This window comes from Rudaea cellulosilytica DSM 22992 (assembly GCF_000378125.1).
Lineage (GTDB): Bacteria > Pseudomonadota > Gammaproteobacteria > Xanthomonadales > Rhodanobacteraceae > Rudaea > Rudaea cellulosilytica.
This window is the reverse complement of record NZ_KB899241.1, coordinates 959,892-980,090: the sequence shown is the minus strand read 5'-3', so window position 1 is coordinate 980,090 and position 20,199 is coordinate 959,892. Positions and strand designations below refer to the sequence as shown.

Here is a 20,199-nt window from a genome sequence, read left to right as displayed (position 1 = left end):
ATCTGAAAGCAGTCTGCGATGATGATGTTTTCGCACGAGCTCGAATCATGCAGACAGCCAGGATCATTTCGTGGATCGGTGCGCTGGCGCTCGAATGCGCAGGCGCGACGACATCGGCGCAAGTTGCGCCCACCTCACGCACCTACGCCAATCCGGTCGACGTCGATTATCGCTACAACTTCGAGCAGCTCAACGAGAAGATTTCCTACCGCACTGGCGCCGATCCGGTCATCGTGCCGTACGGCGATGCCTATTATCTGTTCATGACTCTGGCCGACGGTTATTGGCGCTCCACCAACCTGCTCGACTGGGAATTCGTCACGCCGAACCGTTGGCCGTTCGACGGCATGGTTGCACCGGCTGCGGTGTCGGATGGCAAACATCTGTTGCTGATGCGCGCGACGATGACGCCCGAGCCGATTCTCGAGACGACCGATCCAGCCCACGGCCAGTTCGACTTTCTGACTCGGCTCACGCCCAAGCTGCCCGACGCCGTGCCGCCGGGATGGGATCGCGAGCTGCCGGCCTGGCACAACGGCGATGCGCAACCCGACAAGATCGCGCCCGGGCCATGGGATCCCGACCTGTTCCGCGACGATGACGGCCGCTGGTACCTGTATTGGGGCTCATTCGAACGCTTCCCGTTGTTCGGCATCGAAGTCGATCTTGCACATGGCTTTGCCTACGTCGGCAAGCCGCGTGCGCTGTTCACGCTCGATTCGAAGCAGCATGGCTGGGAACGCTTCGGCCGCGACCATCGCGAGGAGAATCATCCTTCCTACATCGAAGGCGCATGGATGACCAAGCGCGGCGGCCGCTACTACCTGCAATACGGCGCGCCGGGCACCGAGTACAACGTCTACGCGACTGGCACGTACGTGTCGGACTCGCCGCTGGGCCCGTTCGCGTATGCGGCGTACAACCCGGTCGGCTACAAACCCGGCGGCTTCGTCGAAGGCGCGGGCCACGGCAACACGTTCCAGGACAAGTCCGGCAACTGGTGGAACACCGGCTCGCCGTGGATCGGCCACAACTGGCCGTTCGAGCGCCGTATCGGCCTGTGGCCTGCCGCGTTTGCCGACGACGGGCAGATGCGCGTCGATACGCGCTTCGGTGATTTCCCGCATTACATGCCGCAAGAAAAAGTCGCTGATCCCGACAAGCTGTTCACCGGCTGGATGCTGCTTTCGTATCGCAAGCATGCGACAGCTTCGTCGACGCTCAAGGACTTTCTCGCCGACAACGTCAGCGACGAAAACCCGCGCACGTTCTGGGTTGCGGCGAAAAACGCGGCGGGACAGACCTTGACGCTCGACCTTGGCGCGCCGAAAACGCTGCGTGCCGTGCAGGTGAACTTCGCTGACTACGAATCGCAGCGTTACGGCGATGCGCCTGACATTTACACCGAATTCAAACTGGAGTTTTCGCTGGACGGAAAGAATTGGAGTCTGCTCGCGCAGACCGAACCGCCACGTCGTGATCGCCCGAATGCGTATTTCCAGCTGCCGCAGCCGGTGCGCGCGCGCTACGTGCGCTACGTGCATGGCCACATTGGTGCGGCGCATCTGGCGATCAGCGATCTGCGCGTGTTCGGCGATGCGGGTGGCAACGCACCGACCGCGCCGACGCGAGTGGAAGCGCGGCGGCTCGATCCGCGTGCACTGCGCGTGAGCTGGCAGCCCGTGCGTGGCGCGGTCGGCTACAACGTGCGCTGGGGCGTGAAGCCGGATCGGCTGAACCTGTGCTACCAGGTGTTCGCCGATGAAGGCACCACGCTAGACCTGCGTGCGCTCAACGCCGGCGTCGCCTACGACGTGGCGGTCGAGGCATTCGATGAAAACGGCGTATCGAAACTGAGCGAAGTCGTCCATGTACCCGATAAATTGCACTAAGATGGTGCTATGAGCGCGCTTTCGCCCCTGCCACCCGCATCCGCTCGCATTTTCGAGATCGCTGACCAGCTCGAAACCGGTGTGGCCCTGCTCGACCGCGAGGACTTGCTGACCTACGCCAATCCGGCTTTCTGCGAGCTGTTCGCAGTCAGCCCATCGCGCTCGCGCAGTCTGCCGCTCGCCGCGCTCGGCGAAGGTGCGCGCGTGCTCGCGCCGCTGATCGAGCGCGTCCGCCACGGTGCCGAGACTCTGCACCGACGCGACCAACGCATCGAGACGCGCGCGGAGCGCATCCTGCACGCCGACATCACGATCGGCGTGGCGTCGGGTGGCGATGTGCTGATCGAGGTGCATCAACTGGGCGGCGAGATCGATACGGCCGCGCCGTTGAGCCTCTCGGAAAGCCTGCGCGGCCTTGCCCACGAAGTGAAGAATCCGCTTGCCGGCGTGCGCGGCGCGGCGCAACTGCTCGCGCGTCGCGTCGCCGATGTGGAGCTTGCGCGCCTGGCCGACCTGATCGTGACCGAGGCCGACCGCCTCGCCGCGCTGACCAATCGCCTGCTCGAGCCGGGCGGTAAGCCGCATCTGGCCGCGCTCAACCTGCACGAGGTGGCCGAGCGCGCGCGTGCGCTGATCGCGGCCGAGGCCGAACCCGAGTTACATCTGGATCGCGACTACGATCCGAGCCTGCCGCTTCTGCGCGGCCATGGCGATCGCTTGCTCCAGCTCGTGCTCAACCTGATGCGCAACGCGCTGCAAGCTGGCGCGGTGCATATCGGCCTGCGCACGCGCGTCGAGCACAACGTGTTGATCGGCGAGAAAGTCTCGCGCCTTGTCGCCCGCCTCGACGTGATCGACGACGGCCACGGCGTACCCGAAGCGATGCGCGATACGCTTTTCCTGCCCTTCGTTTCCGGCCGCAGCAAGGGCACCGGCCTCGGCCTCGCGTTGGCGCAGGAGATTGCAGCAGAGCATGGCGGCGCGCTGAGTTACCGCAGCCGGCCGCGTGGCACGGTGTTCACCTTGATCCTGCCGATCGTTTTGCCAGGGCGCGGGGAATTGCATGGCTGAACGCCGCCGCGCCCAGGTCTGGATCGCCGACGATGACGAATCGATCCGCTTCGTGCTCGCCGAAGCGCTGCGCGAGGCGGGTGTCGAAGTGCGCGCCTTCGCCGATGCCGACAGCTTGCGTGGTGCGCTGGCGCGTACGCAGCCCGATGTCGTCGTCAGCGATATCCGCATGCCAGGCACGAATGGTCTCGAATTCCTTGCCGATCTGCGTGCGGCGGGCAGCCTGCTACCGGTGATCGTGATGAGCGCATTCACCGACGTTGCCTCGACCGCGGCGGCGTACCGCAGCGGCGCATTCGACTATCTGCCGAAACCGTTCGATCTCGACGAGGCCGTCGCTGCCGTGCAGCGCGCGCTCGGCGAGAGCCGCCAAGCCGCGGTCGTACCTGCGAAAACCGACGAGATCGAGGCCGCCGAGCTGATCGGAACCTCGCCCGCGATGCGCGAGGTGTTCCGCGCGATCGGCCGTGTCGCCGCGAGCGATCTCAACGTGCTGATCACCGGCCCGACCGGCACCGGCAAGGAACTCGTCGCGCGCGCCCTGCATCGGCACAGCGCACGCGCGGCGCGGCCGTTCGTCGCACTCAACACTGCGGCGATTCCGGCCGAGTTGCTCGAATCCGAATTGTTCGGCCACGAGGCCGGCTCGTTCACCGGTGCGGTGAAGCGCAACGCCGGGCGCTTCGAGCAGGCAGAGGGCGGCACCCTGTTTCTCGACGAAATTGGCGACATGCCGTTGTCGCTGCAGACGCGCCTGCTGCGCGTGCTCGCCGAAAACGAGTTCTATCGCGTCGGCGGTCGCGAACTGATTCGCGCCGACGTGCGCGTCGTCGCGGCCACGCACCAGGACCTCGAAGGCAAGGTCGAGCGCGGTGAATTCCGCGCCGACCTGCTGCATCGCCTCGACGTCGTGCGCCTGCGCCTGCCCCCCCTCGACGAACGCGCCGCCGACATTCCGCTGCTGGCCACGCACTTTCTCGCGCGTGCTGCGCAGGAGATGCGCCTCGAACCGAAGCGCTTCACTGCGTCCGCGCTCGCCGAGTTGGGCAAGCGCTCGTGGCCCGGCAACGTGCGCCAGCTCGAGAACTTGTGCCGCCGCCTTGCGGTGATGACACCGGGGCGCGAGATCCGTCCGCAGGATCTCCCGGCCGGCGACAACGCCATTGTCGTGCAGACCAGCGAAGGCTGGCGCGAAAACCTGCATCGTCTCGCGCGCAACCGACTCGCCCGCGGCGAGCAAGGCATCTACGACGAACTGCGGCAGGAATTCGACGCCACGCTGATCGAGGCCGCGCTAGCCGAGAACTCGGGACGCCGCGTACGCGCGGCCGAGCAACTCGGCCTCGGCCGCAACACGCTCACGCGCAAGGTCGGCGCCTCGCGCAAGCGGCGCGGCAAATAAGCAGCGCAAACACGCTACACTTCCGCCATTCCATACCGATATCGACGATCTCGCCGCGGCGAGAGGTGGGTGCGGTTTTTTTCACGGATTTGCTTGGGTGGTGGAGTAGTGAAGTCGCAACTCTCATTGGCTGAGATCAGGCTCGGAGCCATCGATGGCTCCGGACCAGTGAGCATCGGCGTCGATTTTCAGGTCGATGCAGACATTGTGTTCGATGTCGACATTTCGCTCGATATCCATCGCCTCTCCGGCGAGCAATTGGCGCATTCGCAGATGCGCGCCGGGGGTTGCGACGCGGCGTGGCTGCCGCGTGGCAGCTACGTCGCGCACGCCCTGGCGCCGCGGATCGCACTTGAACCCGGACGTTATGTCGCGAACCTCGCGCTGTGGCATCGCGACGATTCCACCGAGACCAAGGCCGGCGCCGCCGCGCTCGAATTCGAGGTGAGCTCGGGCAGTGGCGACGGTCCGCAGTTCTCGTGGCAGCTCGAAAGCCGCGCGAACACGCCGCCGGTTTCCGCCCTGTCGTGGCAGCGGGGGGACAGCGACTGGTTCTACAAACACTTCCGCCACGCGGCGTTGACGATCACCAGCTATCTGCTCGGCGATTCGGACTTGCTCAAGGGCCGCATCCTCGACGTCGGCTGCGGCGACGGCATCACCGATCTCGGCATCGCCCTGCGCAAACGACCGCTTGAGTTCGTCGGCATCGATCCGTTTCCGGATTTCGAGCGATTGCCGAAAATCCTGAGCGAACGCGGTCTGTCGCCCGACATCATTCCGAAAAATCTGCGCTTCATCGCTGCCGACGCGAACGACATACCGTTCCCGGACGATCATTTCGATGTGCTCGTGTCCTGGGGTTCGGTGGAGCACATGGCAGGCGGTTATGCCAAGGCGCTGCAGGAAATGCGCCGGGTGTTGAAACCGGACGGCCTGCTGATGATCGCGCCGGGCTTGTACTACTCCGACGTCGGCAACCACATGGGCGAGTTCCGCTTCGCACAGCGCGAGCCTTACGTGCACCTCAAGCGCCCGCCCGAATGGATTCGCGAACAGATCCTGCTCGGCGACATCGAGCCGCTGGACCGCTGCGGCTGGGAGCCGACGATGGAGCAGCACTGGAAATTCATCTCCGAGCTCAATCCAATCACCGTGCCCGGATTCGAGCGCGAGCTGCGCGACCTGGGCTTCGAGCCCTGGCGCGTCGCGCTGCGCACGCACGATCGGGTCGACTACACGCCGGAGCTGCAGCGATATTCGTTCGTCGATCTGGCGGTCGGGGAATTGCTGCTGTCCGCGTACAACCGCAAGCATCGTCTCTAGAATCTATCTCAAAGCTACTGCGCTCGACATTTCGCGCGCCGGCGGTGCTCGGAATCCTCATTTACTACACGTAAACTCCGGCTCCTGTGCTCCGGCGACACGCGAACTGTCTTCGCTTGCTACGTTTTGAGATAGGTTTTAGCGAATCGATTTCAGCGTCGGAAAATTTGCAGCACAAACAAGGGATTCGCCGAGCGCTCGCGTTGAACGCGATGGCCTGCGCGAGTATGATCCTGCGCCCCCGTTCGCTTTGGACCACGCATGCTGCATCTGCCGAATTACAAGACCACCTGGGACGCCAAGTCCACCACGCCGGTGCATGCAATGCTGTCGGTCGACGGCAGCGCCAGCGAGGAACGCATTCGTGCGACGGGGGCGTACACCGCGCGCCAGGTGATGGCCGCGCTCGATCTCAAGTCGACCGACCGCGTGCTCGAACTCGGTTGCGGTGTCGGTCGCATCGGCCGCGAACTCGCACCGCACATCGCGCACTGGGAAGGTTCGGACATCTCCGCCAATATGCTCAAGATCGCGCGCGAACGCCTGTCCGGGTTCGCCAACGCCGGTCTCACCGAGCTCACGCGCAGCAACTTCAAGCCGTTGCCCGATGCGAGCTTCGACAAGGCCTACAGCATCGCCGTGTTCATCCACATGGACAAGGAAGATTTCTACTTGTACCTCGAGGACTGGGCGCGCGTGGTCAAGCCGGGCGGCCTGCTGTTCTTCGATACCTGGAATACGTCGCATCCGAGCGGCTGGCGCCGCTTCGCCGTGGAGCTCAATCCGTTCCGCGACGTCGTGCCGACCGAGCGCAAGGACGTGGCGCGCAACCAGTTCAGCAATCCCGAAGAAGTGCGCAGCTTCCTCGACCATGCCGGCTTCGACGTGGTCGAGATGTTCAGCGACTCGCCGTGGGTGCAGGCGATCGCGATGCGCCGCGGTGGCGGCGACATCGAGGCCGAGCGCCGCCGCGTGCGGGCCGCGAAGGATCGCATCGCCTATTCGCCGCTGTGGACGGAATTGTTCGACAACCTGATCGCCTCGCAGCTCGAAGGCACGATGTCGCTGACTGCCGCGCTCGAAACGATGCAGGACGATTCGCGCGGCGAAGAAGTGTCGTTGTTCCGCTCCGCCTTCATCGAAGTGTGGCGGCACAACGAGGAGTCCTGGGGGCCGATACCCGAACATCTGATCAAGCCGTGATCCGGGCGCGGCGCCCTCAGATGTTGTAGCCCTTGTATAACGTGTTGTGTGCCGGGCGCTGCTCCTCGGCCGGCCGTTCGCTTGTGTAATAGTATAAAGCTATACTCTGCCGGTTGATGCCGTTCGGCGCCGCCCAGGGTTTCGGATGGCCGTGGAACGTGTCCGAGCGCGTGGTGAACAGCACCGCGCGGTTGAACTGCGGCTCGACGGTGCGCACCAGCTGCGTGCCCTCGGTGTTCCACAATTCGAGTTCACCGCCGTATTCCGGACGCCAGTCCGGAGTGAGGTAGACGAGCAGGTTCAGGCGCCGGTGCGCATGGATTTGCAGGTGCCAGTTGAAATCCGAGTGGATGCCGAGCAGGCCGCCGTGGCGAGTCAGGTGCATGCCGCCGCCGAGCAGGTGATGGTCGACGAGCAGGTGCGGAATGCCGGTCATCTTCTCCAGCCACAGTACGAACGCCGCCGAGTTCATGTCGCGCACTGCGGTGCGGATCGCCGGCGGGAACTTCGTTTCGTCGCCGCAGCCGAGCTTCACTTCGAGCCCGGGGGCCGCATAGTGGTCCCATGCCACGTTGTCGTCCGGACCGGGAAACACGCTCGCGAGCCGGCGCGCCACGTCGCTCGGTAGGAAATCGTCGATGACGATATGCGGATACGGCTGCGCATTGCGGAATTCTTCCGCGCGCGTCTCGGCGATGCGCATCAGTCGGTCGGTGTCGAATATGTACATGGATGGTCGATTGTTGGACGACGGGCGCATAATATCAGTCCGCCTCCAGCCCCCCTTTTGATCTATGACAAAACGTGCAGCCATCCTCGGCGGAGTTCGAATCCCATTCTGCCGCAACAACACTGCATACGCCGAAGTCGGCAACTTCGGCATGGCGGTGAAGACGCTCGGTTCGCTGGTCGAGAAGTTCGATCTGCACGATGTCGAGCTCGGCGAAGTCGCGTTCGGCGCGGTGATCAAGCTCGCTGCCGATTGGAATCTCGCGCGCGAGGCGGTGCTGTCCTCGGGTCTGTCGCCGTACACGCCCGCGATCACCACCGCGCGCGCCTGCGGCACCTCGCTCGACAACACGGTGCTGATCGCGAGCAAGATTGCGACCGGCCAGATCGAAGCCGGCATCGCCGGCGGCTCGGACACGACCAGCGATGTGCCGATCGTCTACAGCCGCGCGATGCAGCAGCGTCTGCTCGCGGTCAACCGCGCCAAGGACACCGGCGACAAGCTCAAGGCCGCGGTCAGCGGCTTCTCGCTCGGCGAACTCAAACCGAGTTTTCCCGGCGTCGCCGAACCGCGTACCGGCATGTCGATGGGCGAGCACTGCGAGTTGATGGCACGCGAATGGAAGATCACGCGCCAGGAACAGGACGAGCTCGCGCTGGCCAGCCATCTCAAGGCCGCCGCCGCCTACGAGCGCGGCTTCTTCAAGGATCTCGTCGTGCCATTCCGCGGTCTCGATCGCGACGGCTTCCTGCGCCCCGATTCGACGATCGAGAAACTCGCCGCGCTCAAGCCCGCGTTCGACAAGACTTCGGGTCTGGGCACGCTGACCGCGGGCAATTCGACCGGCCTGTCCGACGGTGCCTCGGCGGTGCTGCTGGCGAGTGAGGACTGGGCAGCGAAGCGCGGTCTCAAGCCGCAGGCGTTCATCACCTATTCGCAGGCCGCCGCAGTCGACTTCGTCCATGGCGAGGGCTTGCTGATGGCGCCGACCGTGGCCGTGCCGCGCATGCTCGACATGGCCGGCCTGACCCTGCAGGACTTCGATTTCTACGAGATCCACGAAGCCTTCGCCGCGCAGGTGCTGTGCACGCTGCGCGCGTGGGAAGACGCCGACTATTGCAAGAACCGCCTTGGCCGCGACAAGCCGCTCGGCAAGATCGATCCGGCCAAACTCAACGTCAACGGCTCAAGCCTCGCCCTCGGCCATCCGTTCGCCGCGACCGGCACGCGCATCGTTGCCACGCTGGCCAGGCTGCTCGAGGAAAAAGGCTCGGGCCGCGGCCTGATCTCGATCTGTACCGCCGGCGGCATGGGCGTGACCGCGATTCTCGAGCGCCCATAAACACAGCGCCCGCCTGAATCGGCGAGCGCTAGTTTGCTCATGGATGCCGGTTTGGTCTTCGCCGTCAGGAGGACGGCAAAAATCAAGTCACGCGGAACAGCGCCTGCGAGAAGCTCGTCGGCACGTAGGATTCGGTGCGACGCGACGCCATGCGCGCCTGCAGCTCGGCGCGACGGTCTTCGAGCCAGTCCACGCGCTGCATCTTGACGGTGTTTACGTCTACGCCGCGGTGCTTGGCTTCGGCGACGCGGTGGGCGACGAATTCTTCGTAGGCGTCGATCTCGTGCTGCAGCTCGCGCTGGCACAGTTCGATCATGATCGCATCGTCGAGGAAGCCGAGTACCGGTACGTTGTCCGGGATCACGTCATCGGGGTCGGCGAAATAGGTCAGCGCCGAGAGCACGCGCTTCTTGTCGGTTTCGGAAAGGTCCCAGCCGGCATCGTTGACCATGCTGATCATCGCGTCGAGCTTGGACAGGCGCGAGGCGATGAATTCGGGCACGCGCGCGTTCTTCGAATCTACCAGCAGCTTGCCGGCCGCATCGGTGATCTGTTTCGGGCTCAGGTTGCCGGCCTTGGCCTGCGCGCGCTTGGCCGCATCGATAAAAAACTGGAGGTCGGCATCGTTGAGGTCGATCGTGATCTGCAATGACATGGCGCTGGTCCGTTAGTCCCCGAAGACTCATGAGCGTAGCCAGCGTGGCCGGCCGCGTCAATCGGTTTTGGTCACGCCCGACGCCGTCTCGTTTTACATGATCGATACCAGGCCGGCGCCGAACGCGGTCACGATGCGCGTGTAGATCGTCTTCAGCGGCAGGCTGACCTCGGGGAAGTCGCCGACGTCGTGGTGGCAGGCGTAGAAATCCGCGCTGCTCGGCGGCACGGGCCGGCAGGTGCCGTTCAATCCGGTCGGATCGAACTCGAAACTCGATGCATAGCGGAACGGCCACAGGTCGAAGATCGGCAGCCGCTCCGACACGTTCGCGATCGCGTTGTTGAGGCCGCCGAGGATGCGCGTGCGCTGGCGTTTGGCGATCGTCCAGGCGTTGTCTGGCTGCGTATCGTGCAGGATCGAGTCGCGCAGGCGCGCGGCGAGGGCAGCGTCGCGAACGATGAAGCCGGCCTCGGTGTTGTGGTTCTCCGAACGCGGATCGAAGTTGTGCGAGCCGATCACCGCGATCTCGCCGTCGATCACCATCGATTTCGCGTGCAGGCCTATGCGCACGCCGCCGCGCTTGAGCGGCGCATTGCGATACTTGCTGCGCGCGCGGTCGCGCACTGGGCTGGCAGGCAGTGCCGGTTCGGCGCCGAGCCCAACGTAGTTCGCGATCAACTCCGTCGCCTCTGCAGGAAACGGCTTGAATTCATGGATCTCGAAGCCGAGCTTGAGATAGCGCTTCTTGTACTTGTATGACAGCGCATAAACGTAGAACGCATCGGTCGCCGCGAGCGAGTTGGTCGAGACGATCACATGCGGCGGCGACGCGCGCTTATGCAGCTCGCGGAAGATGCCCTTCGCGGTCGTGCTGAGCACGAGATAGGGCGTCTGCAGCACGATCTCGGATTTCGCCGCGCGCAGCAAGGCGGCGAGCGGGCGCGTGGATTCGCGCCGGGCCGTTGCAGGCGCGGGTTTGCCGGGTACGTCGGAAAAATAGTCGACGCGGCCGACGCGCAGCGCCGTGTCGACGAAGCGCGCGCGGATGAACTCCGCATCGTCCGCGCGTCGCGACAGTTCGGCAACGCGCGCCGCGTTGCGGTAGGCGTGCAGGGCGTAGCCGGGCGCGGCGACGCCGGCATCGAGGATGCTACCGGCGACGTCGCGCAAGTGGCTCAACGGCACGGCATAGGCGGAGTTCCAGAACGCATCGAACGAGGTGCGCATGGCCGCGCCGACCGGGCCGGCAGCGAGCAGGTCGCGATCGCGATAGTCGAACTCGCTGTCCCAGTCGTAGTAGCGATTCTCGTAGTTGCGCCCGCCGACAACGCCGATTTCGTCGTCGACGAGCAGCATCTTGTCGTGCATGCGCTGGTTGAAGCGCCAGAAGCAGCAGAGCACGCCGGCGGCGAACTCGAGCGGCGGCGTCGAGGCCTTGTGCAGGGTCGGGTTGTAGACGCGGAACTCGAAGTTCGCATGCGCGCGCGCGAGTGCCGCATAGAGATTCGCGTCATCGAGCGAGAACAGCTGGTCGGCGATCACGCGCACCTGGACGCCGCGCCGCGCGGCCTTCACCAGTTCGTCGAGCACGAGCGTGCCGGCATCGTCCTCGCTGAAGATGAAGGTCTGGATCTCGATGCTGCGTCGCGCGCTGCGGATCAAGTGGATGCGCAGCAACAAGGCATCCTCGCCGCGTTCGATCAGGTTGACGAAGTGCACGGGCGCGGTTGCTGTCGACTGCTGCAACGCCGAAGCGACGAGGCTGCGGTACGGCGTGTCGATCGCGCAGGCATCGATGCGTTCGGGCGCGCAGTCCAATGTGCGATCCTGCGCGGCGCTCGCCGTCGCCGCGGCGCGGCGTGCATGAATCGGATCGACGGCGCAGCCGGCCAGCGCTGTCAACACGGCGACCAGTGCGACTACGAGGGCGCTGCGTGGACTCAGAAGCACAAGGGCAAAAGAAAGGGATTTTGATCGTTTGGCATCATCACCGTCGTGCACCGTCGGCCATCGGTCGGGTTGCGATCGAGAAGCTCAGCTCGACCTTGTCGGACAGTGTGCCGCGGCGCGAGCTCATGCCGAAGTCGCTGCGATGGATGCTGCCTTCAGCCTCGAGCGGGCAGTCGTCGCCGCTCGTCGCGGGGCAGTCGGGTTTGGCCAGTTCGAAACGCACGCGCCTGCTGACGCCGCGCAGGGTGAGCATGCCGTCGATGTCGCCGCCCATTTGCAGGCGCTGCAACGGGATTGCGTCGGAGACGAAGGTGATCTGCGGATAATGCTCGGCGTCGAAGAATTCCTCCGACTTGACCCACTCCTCGTGGCTGCGGTTGCGCATCGTGACAACACCCGCATCGATCTGCGCCTCGACCGTCGCCGCGTTGCGAAAATGATCCAGCGTGATCATGCCATGCACGTTGCCGAAGCGGCCGTGCACGCCGACCAGCCAGAGCACCTTCACTTCGAAGTCAACATGCGAGCGGGCCGTGTCGAGCGCCAGCTGCTGATAGCGTTCCGCGGCGTCCGCCGCGACGGGGAAAGTGCAAAGACCGAGCAGCAGGCCGACGAGCGCAGCGCCAGTTGCGGTCGCCCGCATCGGCTGTGCTGTGATCGTCGGACTGGGGTTTGTCGTCATGTCTGGCGTTGCCTGCCCAGGATGACCGGGTCTGCCACTTCAGGGCGCCCAGAATGCCTTGAGCCTGCCGGCGCCTGGCTCGGCTGCGCCGGCGAGTTCGATCCAGGCGATACCGCCCGGCGGCATGCCGCGGAAGTCGCCCGACTGGCCGGTTGTCAGTAGGGCGACGACGGTCTCGAAGCCGGGATTGTGGCCGACCAAAAGCAGGCGCCCGACATCGACGTGCTCGTCGATCAGCGCGATCAAGCCGCCCGCGGTCGCGTCGTAGATGCGCGGTTCGAGCATCGCGCCGACCTCGCCGAGCGCGCGCTCGAGGGTTTGCCGCGCGCGTTGCGCGGGCGAGCAGAGCACGCGCGCGGGCAGCGCGTGGTGCTCGCGCAGCCAGGCGCCGGCGTCTTCGGCTTCGGTGATACCTCGCGCGGAAAGCGGCCGCGTCGCGTCGTCGCCGCCAGCTTTGGCGCTCTCGGCGTGGGCATGCCGCAGCAGGATCAGTTCTCGGGTCATGCCTGTGTCCGGGTTTGTAAAAGTCGATGATAGAAACGGGATCAAGGCATCGTGTGCAGCGGTCGGCCGTGACCGGGATCAGCCAAGCTTCTTCAGCCAACGCAACAGTTTGTTCCAGTCTTCCTGATGCGAGCGCACGGTCTCGGAGGAGTAGTCGAAGATACTCCTGCCAAGGCCGGCCATGAGCACGTAAGCCTGCGAATCGCGGATCTGCGCAACGAGCGGAAACGGCAGTGCCTTCATCTCCTCGATCGCCAGTTGCGAGGCGGTCGTCCACGGCTTGAGCCGGTTGGCGACGATGCCGACCGCAACCTTGCCGCGCTTGACCCGCGGCAGCGCAACGACGCCGTCGATGAAATGCTGGCTTGCTTCGAGGTCGATGCGCGAAGGCAGCACCGGGATCAGCACCGCATCGATGTCGTCGAGGAAGGCGTCGACATCCTGCGGCCGGATCGCCGCCGGCGCGTCGACGACGAGGCGTTGGGTACCCTTCGGCACGTGCGAGCGCCAGTCCGACCGCGTGCCGGCCAGCGGCAGCACCGGCGTCGTGTAGCCGGCGCGCTTCTCGCACCAGCTCTGGCTCGAGCCCTGGCGGTCGGCATCGACGAGCAGCGTATTCTTGCCGTCCTGCGCGTAGTGCGCGGCGAGGTTGGTGGCGATCGTGGACTTGCCGCAACCACCTTTCGAATTAGCCACCAGAATCTTGAGCATCGCGCTACTCCTGGAGAACGTTCGTTTCCCAAGAGTACACGTCAAGCCCGGACGCCGGCTAGGGTTGCGCGGCCGGTGGGGGTGGGGGCGAGGGTGCGGGTGAGGTCAGCGCATCCGCCGCCTTCGGCGGCGGCGCCGGCTGCCAATCGCCGGGCGGGTCGGTATGTTGCTTCTGTCCGCGCAGGAAGGCGATCAGCGCGGCGGACGCGTCCGGCTCCTTTTCCAGCGCATCGACATAGGCTTGTGCTAGCGCGGGTTCGCGCGAGAAGCGTCCGGAAAGTTCCATGAACTTCTCCTTCTGCCACGCGGCCGAGCGCCGGCGCGCACCCATCACGTCCTTGTCGACGCCGGGCTGCAACAGCGCTTCCTCGATGGCGAAGCCGATGCCCTGGGCGACGAACGTGCCGCCGGCCTCGAGCTTGCGCGCTACGGCGATGCAATCGGCCACAGCAGCCTCGTCCTTGGCCGCGTCGAGCGTGGTGCAGAACTGGTGCAGACGCTGCAGCGGCACGGGCAGGAAGGCGCTTGCGATCGAGGTGGCGAAATTGATCCGTGCGCTTTCCGAACTCAGGCCGAGCGCGACGATTTCCTTTGGCACCGGCAGGATCTCCAGCGCGCGATAGAGCGCGGCGACGTCGGTGCCCCAGTAGTCGTTGTAGCGCTGCGTCTGCGCCATGCGCATGACGCTGGCGCGCTGCATCCCCGCATTGTCGTCGGCAGGCCAGGAAAGCAGCCAGACCGCTGTGTTGTCCGCGTCGATGCCTTGCAGCGTCTTCAACGCAGCGGGATCGGCGCAGCCCGGCTTGTCCAGACAGGCGTTCGAGGCGGCGATCCAGAGCACGAGCGGATCCTGCGGACCGAGTTCGAGCGCGCGCTTGACCAGCGCCGGCGTCTTCTTGACCGCAGAGCGCGTGGAGTCCTTCTGGTCGGGTGCGGCGAACTGTGCCGCCGCGATCTGCTTGCGCGCATCGCCGCTCAGCGCGAGCAGGTTGATCAGGTCGCGGCGGAACAGCTTGAATGCCTCGTCTTCGGCCGGCGCCGCCGCGGTTTCCGGTTTCTTTTCCGCGGCCGCTTTTGCTGCCGCGGCCTTCTTCGCCGGCGCCGTTGCGGCGACTTTGGGTGCCGCTGCGGCATCCTGCGCGGCGGCGATCGGGGCATGGCCCGCGCCGGCCACGGCGCAGGCGGCGAAAATCAGGGTCGTGATGCGAGACATGGCCGTCCTTTCCGAAACGATACGGCCGTCAAGTGTAACCGCATGCCGGAGGCGGCCGCGGCAAGCGGTTCAGCTTGCGTCCATCAAATGCCGCAAACGGGGACTTGAACTTCGTCGCGCGCGACGGCATCACAACAACAGGACCCACGATGGACCGAACATGTTCGATTGGCTGCGCGCGCATTTGCGCGCATTTCTCGCTTCGCGCAGCGGCACGCGCTTCCGCCGCCAACACCGCCGGCGGCAGGCACATCCGCACCCGGCGCGCACAATTTTTGCCGTAATCGGCGGCGTGCTGGTTTTCCTGACCGGCATCCTCATGCTGGTGACGCCGGGACCGGGCCTGCTCGTGATGGCTATCGGCGCGGCGCTGATTGCCGGTGAATCGCTGCTCATTGCACGCTGGCTCGACCGCTTCGATTTCCATGCCAGCGCATGTTGGGCGCGCTGGCGGGCGAGGCGGGCGCAGCGCGAATGAATCAGCCGCCGAAAGCGCGCTTGAGGAACTCCGGCTGCGCGAGCGCGGCCTTGTGGATGTCGAGGTTGTAGTACTGAGTCGCGAACGGCTTTGCGGCCACATCGGTTTCGCGGAATGCGTCGAGCTTGCCGCGCTTGCGCGCCAGCGTGCCGCTCCACCAGCCGGACGGATAGCACGGCTGCGGGAAGCAGATCGTGTGCAGCGATTCGAAGCCGGCCGTGGTCAGCGCGCTGCGGATGTCGGTGAGCAACGGCAGGTGCGCCAGCGGCGATTCGCTCTGCTGCACAATGATGCCGTCGGGGCGCAACGCTTTGAGGCAGGTCGCGTAGAACGCCGCGTTGAACAGGCCTTCGGCCGGCCCGATCGGGTCGGTCGAATCGATGATGATGACGTCGAGCGATTCAGGCTTCGCCTCGGCCATCCATTTGATGCCGTCAATGAACAGCAGCTGGGCGCGCGGATCATTATTCGACTCGCACAGCTCGGGGAAATACTTCTCGGCCAGGCGCGTCACCTGTTCGTCGATCTCGACCTGGATCGCGCTCTCGACACCCTTGTGCTTGAGCACCTCGCGCAGCGTGCCGCAGTCGCCGCCGCCGATGATGACGACGTTCTTCGGATTCGCATGCGTGTACAGCGCCGGGTGCGACATCATCTCGTGATAGAAGAAATTGTCGCGCGTGCTGACCATCATGCAGCCGTCGATGGTCATGAGCTTGCCCCAGTCGGTCGTGTCGTAGATCGCGATCGTCTGGAACGGCGTCTTTTCCTCGTGTAACTTTTTCGTCACGCGAAAGCCGATCGACGAGCCGGAGTAGTCGTGCTCTTCGTTGAACCAAAAGGTGTGTTCGTTCGACATGGGCATTCCGCGGGCAAAAAGGGGAAGGGGCGCGATTGTAGCCGCTGCGAATGACAAGGACACGCAACGGCAGAACTAGGCCGTTACAATACGCGTTCTTTGGCGCCGGCTTGGTGCGCCGTGTGGAGCAAGGTATTGAACAAACAGAGCTGGACCACCGACGACGCGCGCGCGCAATACGCGATCGCGCACTGGGGCGAAGGCTATTTCGACGTCGACGCGAGCGGCGATCTTCTCGTGCGCCCGCGCGGCGCCGACGGTCCGGCGTTCAGCCTGCCCACGATCGTCGACGCGGCCCGTGCCAAGGGCTCGCGCCTACCGTTGCTGGTGCGCTTCGCCGATATCCTGCGCCATCGCTTGGCGCGCCTGCAGGGCGCGTTCGCCAAGGCGATGAAGGAATGGGACTACGCCGGCGGCTACAGCGCGGTCTATCCGATCAAGGTCAACCAACAGAAGGGCGTGGCCGGAGAACTCGCCCAGGCTGGCGGTGAAGGCTTCGGTCTCGAAGCCGGCTCGAAGCCCGAATTGATGGCGGTGCTTGCGCTCGCGCATCCGGGCAGCATCGTCATCTGCAACGGCTACAAGGACCGCGAATACCTGCGCCTCGCCTTGATCGGGCGCAAGCTCGGCCTGCGCGTGTTTATCGTCATCGAAAAACCGTCCGAGCTGAAGCCGGCGCTCGAAGAAGCCAAGGCGCTCGGCGTCGAACCGCTGTTCGGCGTGCGCATGCGCCTGACCAGTCTCGGCGCGGGCAAATGGCAGAACACGGGCGGCGAGAAATCCAAGTTCGGCCTGACCCCGCGCCAGTTGCTCACGTTGATCGACGAGCTCAAGGCGACCGGCCTGACGAACTCGCTGCAACTGCTGCACGTATTCATGGGCTCGCAGATCTCCAATGTGCGCGACATCGCCAGCGGCATGCGCGAGGCGACGCGCTACTTCGTCGAGCTGAGCAAGCTCGGCATGCCGATCCGCTACGTCGACGTCGGCGGCGGCCTCGGCGTCGACTACGAAGGCACGCGTTCGCGCTCGGCCTGTTCGATCAACTACGGCCTTGACCAGTATGCGTCGACGATCGTCGAGCCGATTGCCCAGGCCTGCGCCGAGCACGGTTTCGCGCCGCCGCACGTGATCAGCGAGACTGGTCGCGCGATGACCGCGCACCATGCCGTGCTCGTCACTAACGTCAGCGACATCGAGCGCGCGCCCGAGGGACGTATTCCGCCGAGTGATTCCGACGAGCCCGTTGTCTTGCGTCGCCTGCGCGAGATTCACGGCGAGATTGGCGAGCGTTCCGTGATCGAGCTGTACCACGAAGCGCAGCATCACTGGAGCGAAGGTCATAGCCTGTTCGCGCTCGGCCAGCTCACGCTGCGCCAGCGCGCGCGTGCCGACGATCTGTACTATGCGATCGTCAATGCGCTGCGTCTGCGCCTCAAGCCCGAGGAGCGCGCGCACCGTCAGGCGCTCGACGAGCTCAACGAAAAGCTCGTCGACAAATATTTCGTCAATTTCTCGATCTTCGAATCGATTCCCGATTCGTGGGCGATCGACCAGATTTTCCCGATCGTGCCGATCGCCGGCCTCGACCGCGCACCCGACCGCCGCGCCGTCATCGCCGACCTGACCTGCGACTCCGACGGCCGTATCGACGATTACGTCGACGCCGATGGCATCGACGTCAGTCTGCCGGTGCATGCGCCGGCCGAGGGCGAAACCTATCGCCTCGGCATCTTCCTTGTCGGCGCCTATCAAGAGGCATTGGGCGACATCCACAACCTGTTCGGTGACACCGACGCCGTCAACGTGCGCCTCACTGCCGTTGGCGGCTATGAGTTCTCGCACCTGCGTCGCGGCGACACGACCGATCTGATGCTCGATTACGTCGGCTACGATCTTGCCGCGCTGCGCGCCGAGTACGCGAACAAGATTGCACGTGCGGACATTGTGGGCGACGAAGCGAAACGATTGGAGGCCGCGCTCGAAGCTGGGCTGACGGGTTACACGTATTTGGCAGAGGATTGAGCGAGACGAACATGGCAGATATCAAAGCGGGATTCATCGGCCTCGGTGCGATGGGCTGGGCCATGGCAGGGCACTTGAAGCGCGCGGGTCTGCTGGCCGGCGTTGCCAATCGCAGCATGGCGAAGACGCAGGCGTTCGCACAGGAACACGGCGTGCTCGGCGCGGCGAATCCCGGCGAGCTAGCGAAACATTGCAACGTCATCGCGCTGTGCGTGTCGGCCGACGCTGACGTGCTCGAGGTGACGCGCGCGATCGCAGCGCAGGTGCAGTCAGGCACGATCGTGATCGATCATTCGACCGTGTCGTCGAAGACCGCGATCGAAGCGCAGAAGATCATGCGCGCCGCCGGCGGCGATTTTCTCGACGCACCCGTCTCGGGTGGCGTCGAGGGCGCGAAGAACGGCAAGCTCTCGATCATGGTCGGCGGCGATGCGGACGCGCTCGCGCGCGTGCGGCCGGTGCTCGAAGCCTACGCGGGGCGCATCGCGCATCTGGGCGGCATTGGCGCTGGCCAGAACACAAAGGCGGTCAACCAGACCGTGATCGCGGGCGTCATGCAGGGTATTGGCGAAGGACTCGCGCTGGCTGAAGCGCTTGGGCTCGATCCAGCGGTGTTGTTGCCCACGCTCTCGGGCGGCGCCGCGCAGTCCTGGTATCTCGACAAGCGCGGCGCCTCGGCGATGCGCAACGAATTCAACGTCGGCTTCAAGCTGGCCCTGATGCACAAGGACCTCGGCATCGCGCGCGATCTCGCGGCGTCGGCCGGTGTCGGCCATGAGACGTTGGACAAATCGCTGGCGGATTTCGCCGAGCTGATGACGCAGGGCTATGGCGACGAGGATGTTTCCGCGGTGCTCCGACTCAAGCGGCGCAACGGATAACGCACGCGGATATCCGCGGCGTGTCGCGGACTACGATTTCAGGAAGGTACGCAACGCCAGCGCGAGGCGGGTGAGCCCTTCCGCCACGTCGCGATCGCCGATATTGAGCGCCGGCACGAAGCGCAGCACGTCGGGCCCGGCTTGCAAAAGCAGCAGTCCTTGTTGCGCGGCGCAATCGAGGATCGCAGAGGCGCGGCCCTTGTGCGCTTCGGCGAGCACGGCTCCGAGCATCAGGCCGCGGCCGCGCACGCCGTCGAACACATTCAACTCGGCGTTGATCGACTGCAGGCCTGCGGTAAGCGCATCGCACTGGCGCGCGACGTTCGCGGAAATTTCCGGCGACGCCAGCTTGCGCAGGGCGACGCGCGCGACCGCTGCAGCGAGCGGATTGCCGCCGAACGTGGTGCCGTGCGCGCCGAACTGCATCACCTCGGCGACCTTCGGACCGGCCAGCATCGCGCCGATCGGGAAGCCGCCGCCGAGCGCCTTCGCCAGCGTGACGATGTCGGGTTTGATCTCGTCGTGCCAGTGCGCGAACAGCTGGCCGGTGCGGCCCATGCCGCACTGAATTTCGTCGAGCACGAGCAGGGCGTCATGCCTGTCGCAGAGCGCGCGCAGGCCGCGCAGGAAACCCGATGTGGCCGGCATCACGCCGCCTTCGCCCTGGATCGGTTCGACCAGCACTGCGGCGACATCGCCCTTCGCGAACTCGGCTTCCACTTGGGCCATGTCGTTGAAGTCGACGTAGCGGAAACCGCCGGGCAGCGGCTCGTAGCCTTCCTGATATTTCGGCTGCGCGGTCGCCGTCACCGCGGCGAGCGTGCGGCCGTGGAAGCTGCCGCGAAACGTGACGATCACGCGCTTCTCGGGCGGGCGCCCGTTTGCCGCGGCCCACTTGCGCACGAGCTTGATTGCCGCCTCGTTCGCCTCGGCACCCGAGTTGCATAGGAACACGCGCTCGGCAAAGCGCGAGGCTTCGACCAACTCTTCCGCGAGCCGCAACGGCGGTTCGGAATAGAACACGTTGCTCGTGTGCCAGAGCTTACTGGCCTGTTCGCTGAGCGCTGTGACGAGATCGGGATCGCAATGGCCGAGCCCGCACACGGCGATGCCCGCGCCGAAATCGACGTACTCCTTGCCATCGCGATCCCACACGCGCGAACCTTGACCGCGTTCGAGAATCGTCTCGCGCGGCTTGTAGATCGGGACGTAGTAGCGTTTGCCTGCGGCGAGCAGGTCGGCGGTGGTGGGCATGCGAAACTCGAGTATTGTCGA

The 20,199-nt window shown here is 65.1% G+C and carries 18 protein-coding genes; 9 read left to right on the top strand and 9 right to left on the bottom strand.

The window, feature by feature from the left end; translation table 11 throughout:
- Positions 1–47: 47 nt before the first annotated feature.
- The 5 genes from F455_RS0104425 to F455_RS21840 all read left to right on the top strand — a co-directional run bounded on the left by F455_RS0104425 (position 48) and on the right by F455_RS21840 (position 6,894).
- Positions 48–1,892: a family 43 glycosylhydrolase gene (locus F455_RS0104425; RefSeq protein ID WP_157578435.1), complete on the top strand. Its 1,845-nt coding sequence runs from the start codon at positions 48–50 to the stop codon at positions 1,890–1,892.
- A gap of 9 nt (positions 1,893–1,901) precedes the next feature.
- A complete protein-coding gene (locus F455_RS0104420; protein ID WP_018972063.1) occupies positions 1,902–2,963 on the top strand; it encodes a two-component system sensor histidine kinase NtrB in 1,062 nt (353 codons plus the stop codon).
- Positions 2,956–4,365: a nitrogen regulation protein NR(I) gene (gene ntrC / locus F455_RS0104415; protein ID WP_018972062.1), complete on the top strand. Its 1,410-nt coding sequence runs from the start codon at positions 2,956–2,958 to the stop codon at positions 4,363–4,365. Before F455_RS0104420 ends, ntrC begins: the two co-directional genes overlap by 8 nt.
- 168 nt (positions 4,366–4,533) lie before the next feature.
- Entirely contained in the window at positions 4,534–5,691 is a 1,158-nt protein-coding gene (locus F455_RS21845) for a class I SAM-dependent methyltransferase (protein ID WP_157578433.1), read from the top strand.
- Between the two features lie 261 nt (positions 5,692–5,952).
- Positions 5,953–6,894, top strand: coding sequence for a class I SAM-dependent methyltransferase (locus tag F455_RS21840; RefSeq protein WP_018972060.1), 942 nt, complete (start codon positions 5,953–5,955; stop codon positions 6,892–6,894).
- 16 nt (positions 6,895–6,910) lie between these two features.
- Here F455_RS21840 and F455_RS19740 read toward each other — a convergent pair whose 3' ends face one another.
- On the bottom strand, positions 6,911–7,624 hold the full coding sequence (locus F455_RS19740) for a 2OG-Fe(II) oxygenase (RefSeq protein ID WP_018972059.1): 714 nt from the start codon (positions 7,622–7,624) through the stop codon (positions 6,911–6,913).
- A 64-nt stretch (positions 7,625–7,688) separates the two neighbouring features.
- Between F455_RS19740 and F455_RS0104395 the strand changes: the two genes are divergently transcribed.
- Positions 7,689–8,966, top strand: coding sequence for an acetyl-CoA C-acetyltransferase (locus F455_RS0104395; protein ID WP_018972058.1), 1,278 nt, complete (start codon positions 7,689–7,691; stop codon positions 8,964–8,966).
- An 82-nt stretch (positions 8,967–9,048) separates the two neighbouring features.
- Here the strand turns inward: F455_RS0104395 and F455_RS19735 are convergent, their stop codons facing one another.
- The 6 genes from F455_RS19735 to F455_RS0104365 form a co-directional block, all read right to left on the bottom strand.
- Positions 9,049–9,621: a YkvA family protein gene (locus tag F455_RS19735; RefSeq protein WP_018972057.1), complete on the bottom strand. Its 573-nt coding sequence runs from the start codon at positions 9,619–9,621 to the stop codon at positions 9,049–9,051.
- Between the two features lie 93 nt (positions 9,622–9,714).
- Positions 9,715–11,571: a phospholipase D family protein gene (locus F455_RS0104385; protein WP_018972056.1), complete on the bottom strand. Its 1,857-nt coding sequence runs from the start codon at positions 11,569–11,571 to the stop codon at positions 9,715–9,717.
- Positions 11,572–11,608: 37 nt separating this feature from the next.
- Positions 11,609–12,253, bottom strand: coding sequence for a YceI family protein (locus F455_RS19730; RefSeq protein ID WP_018972055.1), 645 nt, complete (start codon positions 12,251–12,253; stop codon positions 11,609–11,611).
- A 39-nt stretch (positions 12,254–12,292) separates the two neighbouring features.
- The gene (locus F455_RS0104375) at positions 12,293–12,757 is read right to left on the bottom strand and encodes a SixA phosphatase family protein (RefSeq protein WP_018972054.1); all 465 of its coding nucleotides are present in this window, start codon (positions 12,755–12,757) and stop codon (positions 12,293–12,295) included.
- Positions 12,758–12,835: 78 nt separating this feature from the next.
- The gene (locus F455_RS0104370) at positions 12,836–13,468 is read right to left on the bottom strand and encodes a nucleotide-binding protein (RefSeq protein ID WP_018972053.1); all 633 of its coding nucleotides are present in this window, start codon (positions 13,466–13,468) and stop codon (positions 12,836–12,838) included.
- A 58-nt stretch (positions 13,469–13,526) separates the two neighbouring features.
- On the bottom strand, positions 13,527–14,681 hold the full coding sequence (locus tag F455_RS0104365; RefSeq protein ID WP_018972052.1) for a hypothetical protein: 1,155 nt from the start codon (positions 14,679–14,681) through the stop codon (positions 13,527–13,529).
- On the opposite strand from F455_RS0104365, the gene F455_RS22880 reads away from it, so the two are divergent.
- A complete protein-coding gene (locus tag F455_RS22880; RefSeq protein ID WP_169337292.1) occupies positions 14,680–15,159 on the top strand; it encodes a PGPGW domain-containing protein in 480 nt (159 codons plus the stop codon). The two genes, F455_RS0104365 and F455_RS22880, sit on opposite strands and share 2 nt — an antisense overlap.
- 1 nt (position 15,160) lies before the next feature.
- Here the strand turns inward: F455_RS22880 and speE are convergent, their stop codons facing one another.
- Positions 15,161–16,018 (bottom strand): polyamine aminopropyltransferase, encoded by an 858-nt coding sequence (gene speE, locus F455_RS0104355; RefSeq protein ID WP_018972050.1) that lies wholly within the window; start codon positions 16,016–16,018, stop codon positions 15,161–15,163.
- 135 nt (positions 16,019–16,153) lie between these two features.
- On the opposite strand from speE, the gene speA reads away from it, so the two are divergent.
- Both speA and F455_RS0104345 read left to right on the top strand, forming a co-directional pair.
- A complete protein-coding gene (gene speA, locus F455_RS0104350) occupies positions 16,154–18,043 on the top strand; it encodes an arginine decarboxylase (protein WP_033409224.1) in 1,890 nt (629 codons plus the stop codon).
- Positions 18,044–18,054: 11 nt separating this feature from the next.
- The gene (locus F455_RS0104345) at positions 18,055–18,924 is read left to right on the top strand and encodes an NAD(P)-dependent oxidoreductase (protein ID WP_018972048.1); all 870 of its coding nucleotides are present in this window, start codon (positions 18,055–18,057) and stop codon (positions 18,922–18,924) included.
- 30 nt (positions 18,925–18,954) lie between these two features.
- Here the strand turns inward: F455_RS0104345 and F455_RS0104340 are convergent, their stop codons facing one another.
- On the bottom strand, positions 18,955–20,178 hold the full coding sequence (locus tag F455_RS0104340; RefSeq protein ID WP_018972047.1) for an acetylornithine transaminase: 1,224 nt from the start codon (positions 20,176–20,178) through the stop codon (positions 18,955–18,957).
- Between the last annotated feature and the right edge of the window lie 21 nt (positions 20,179–20,199).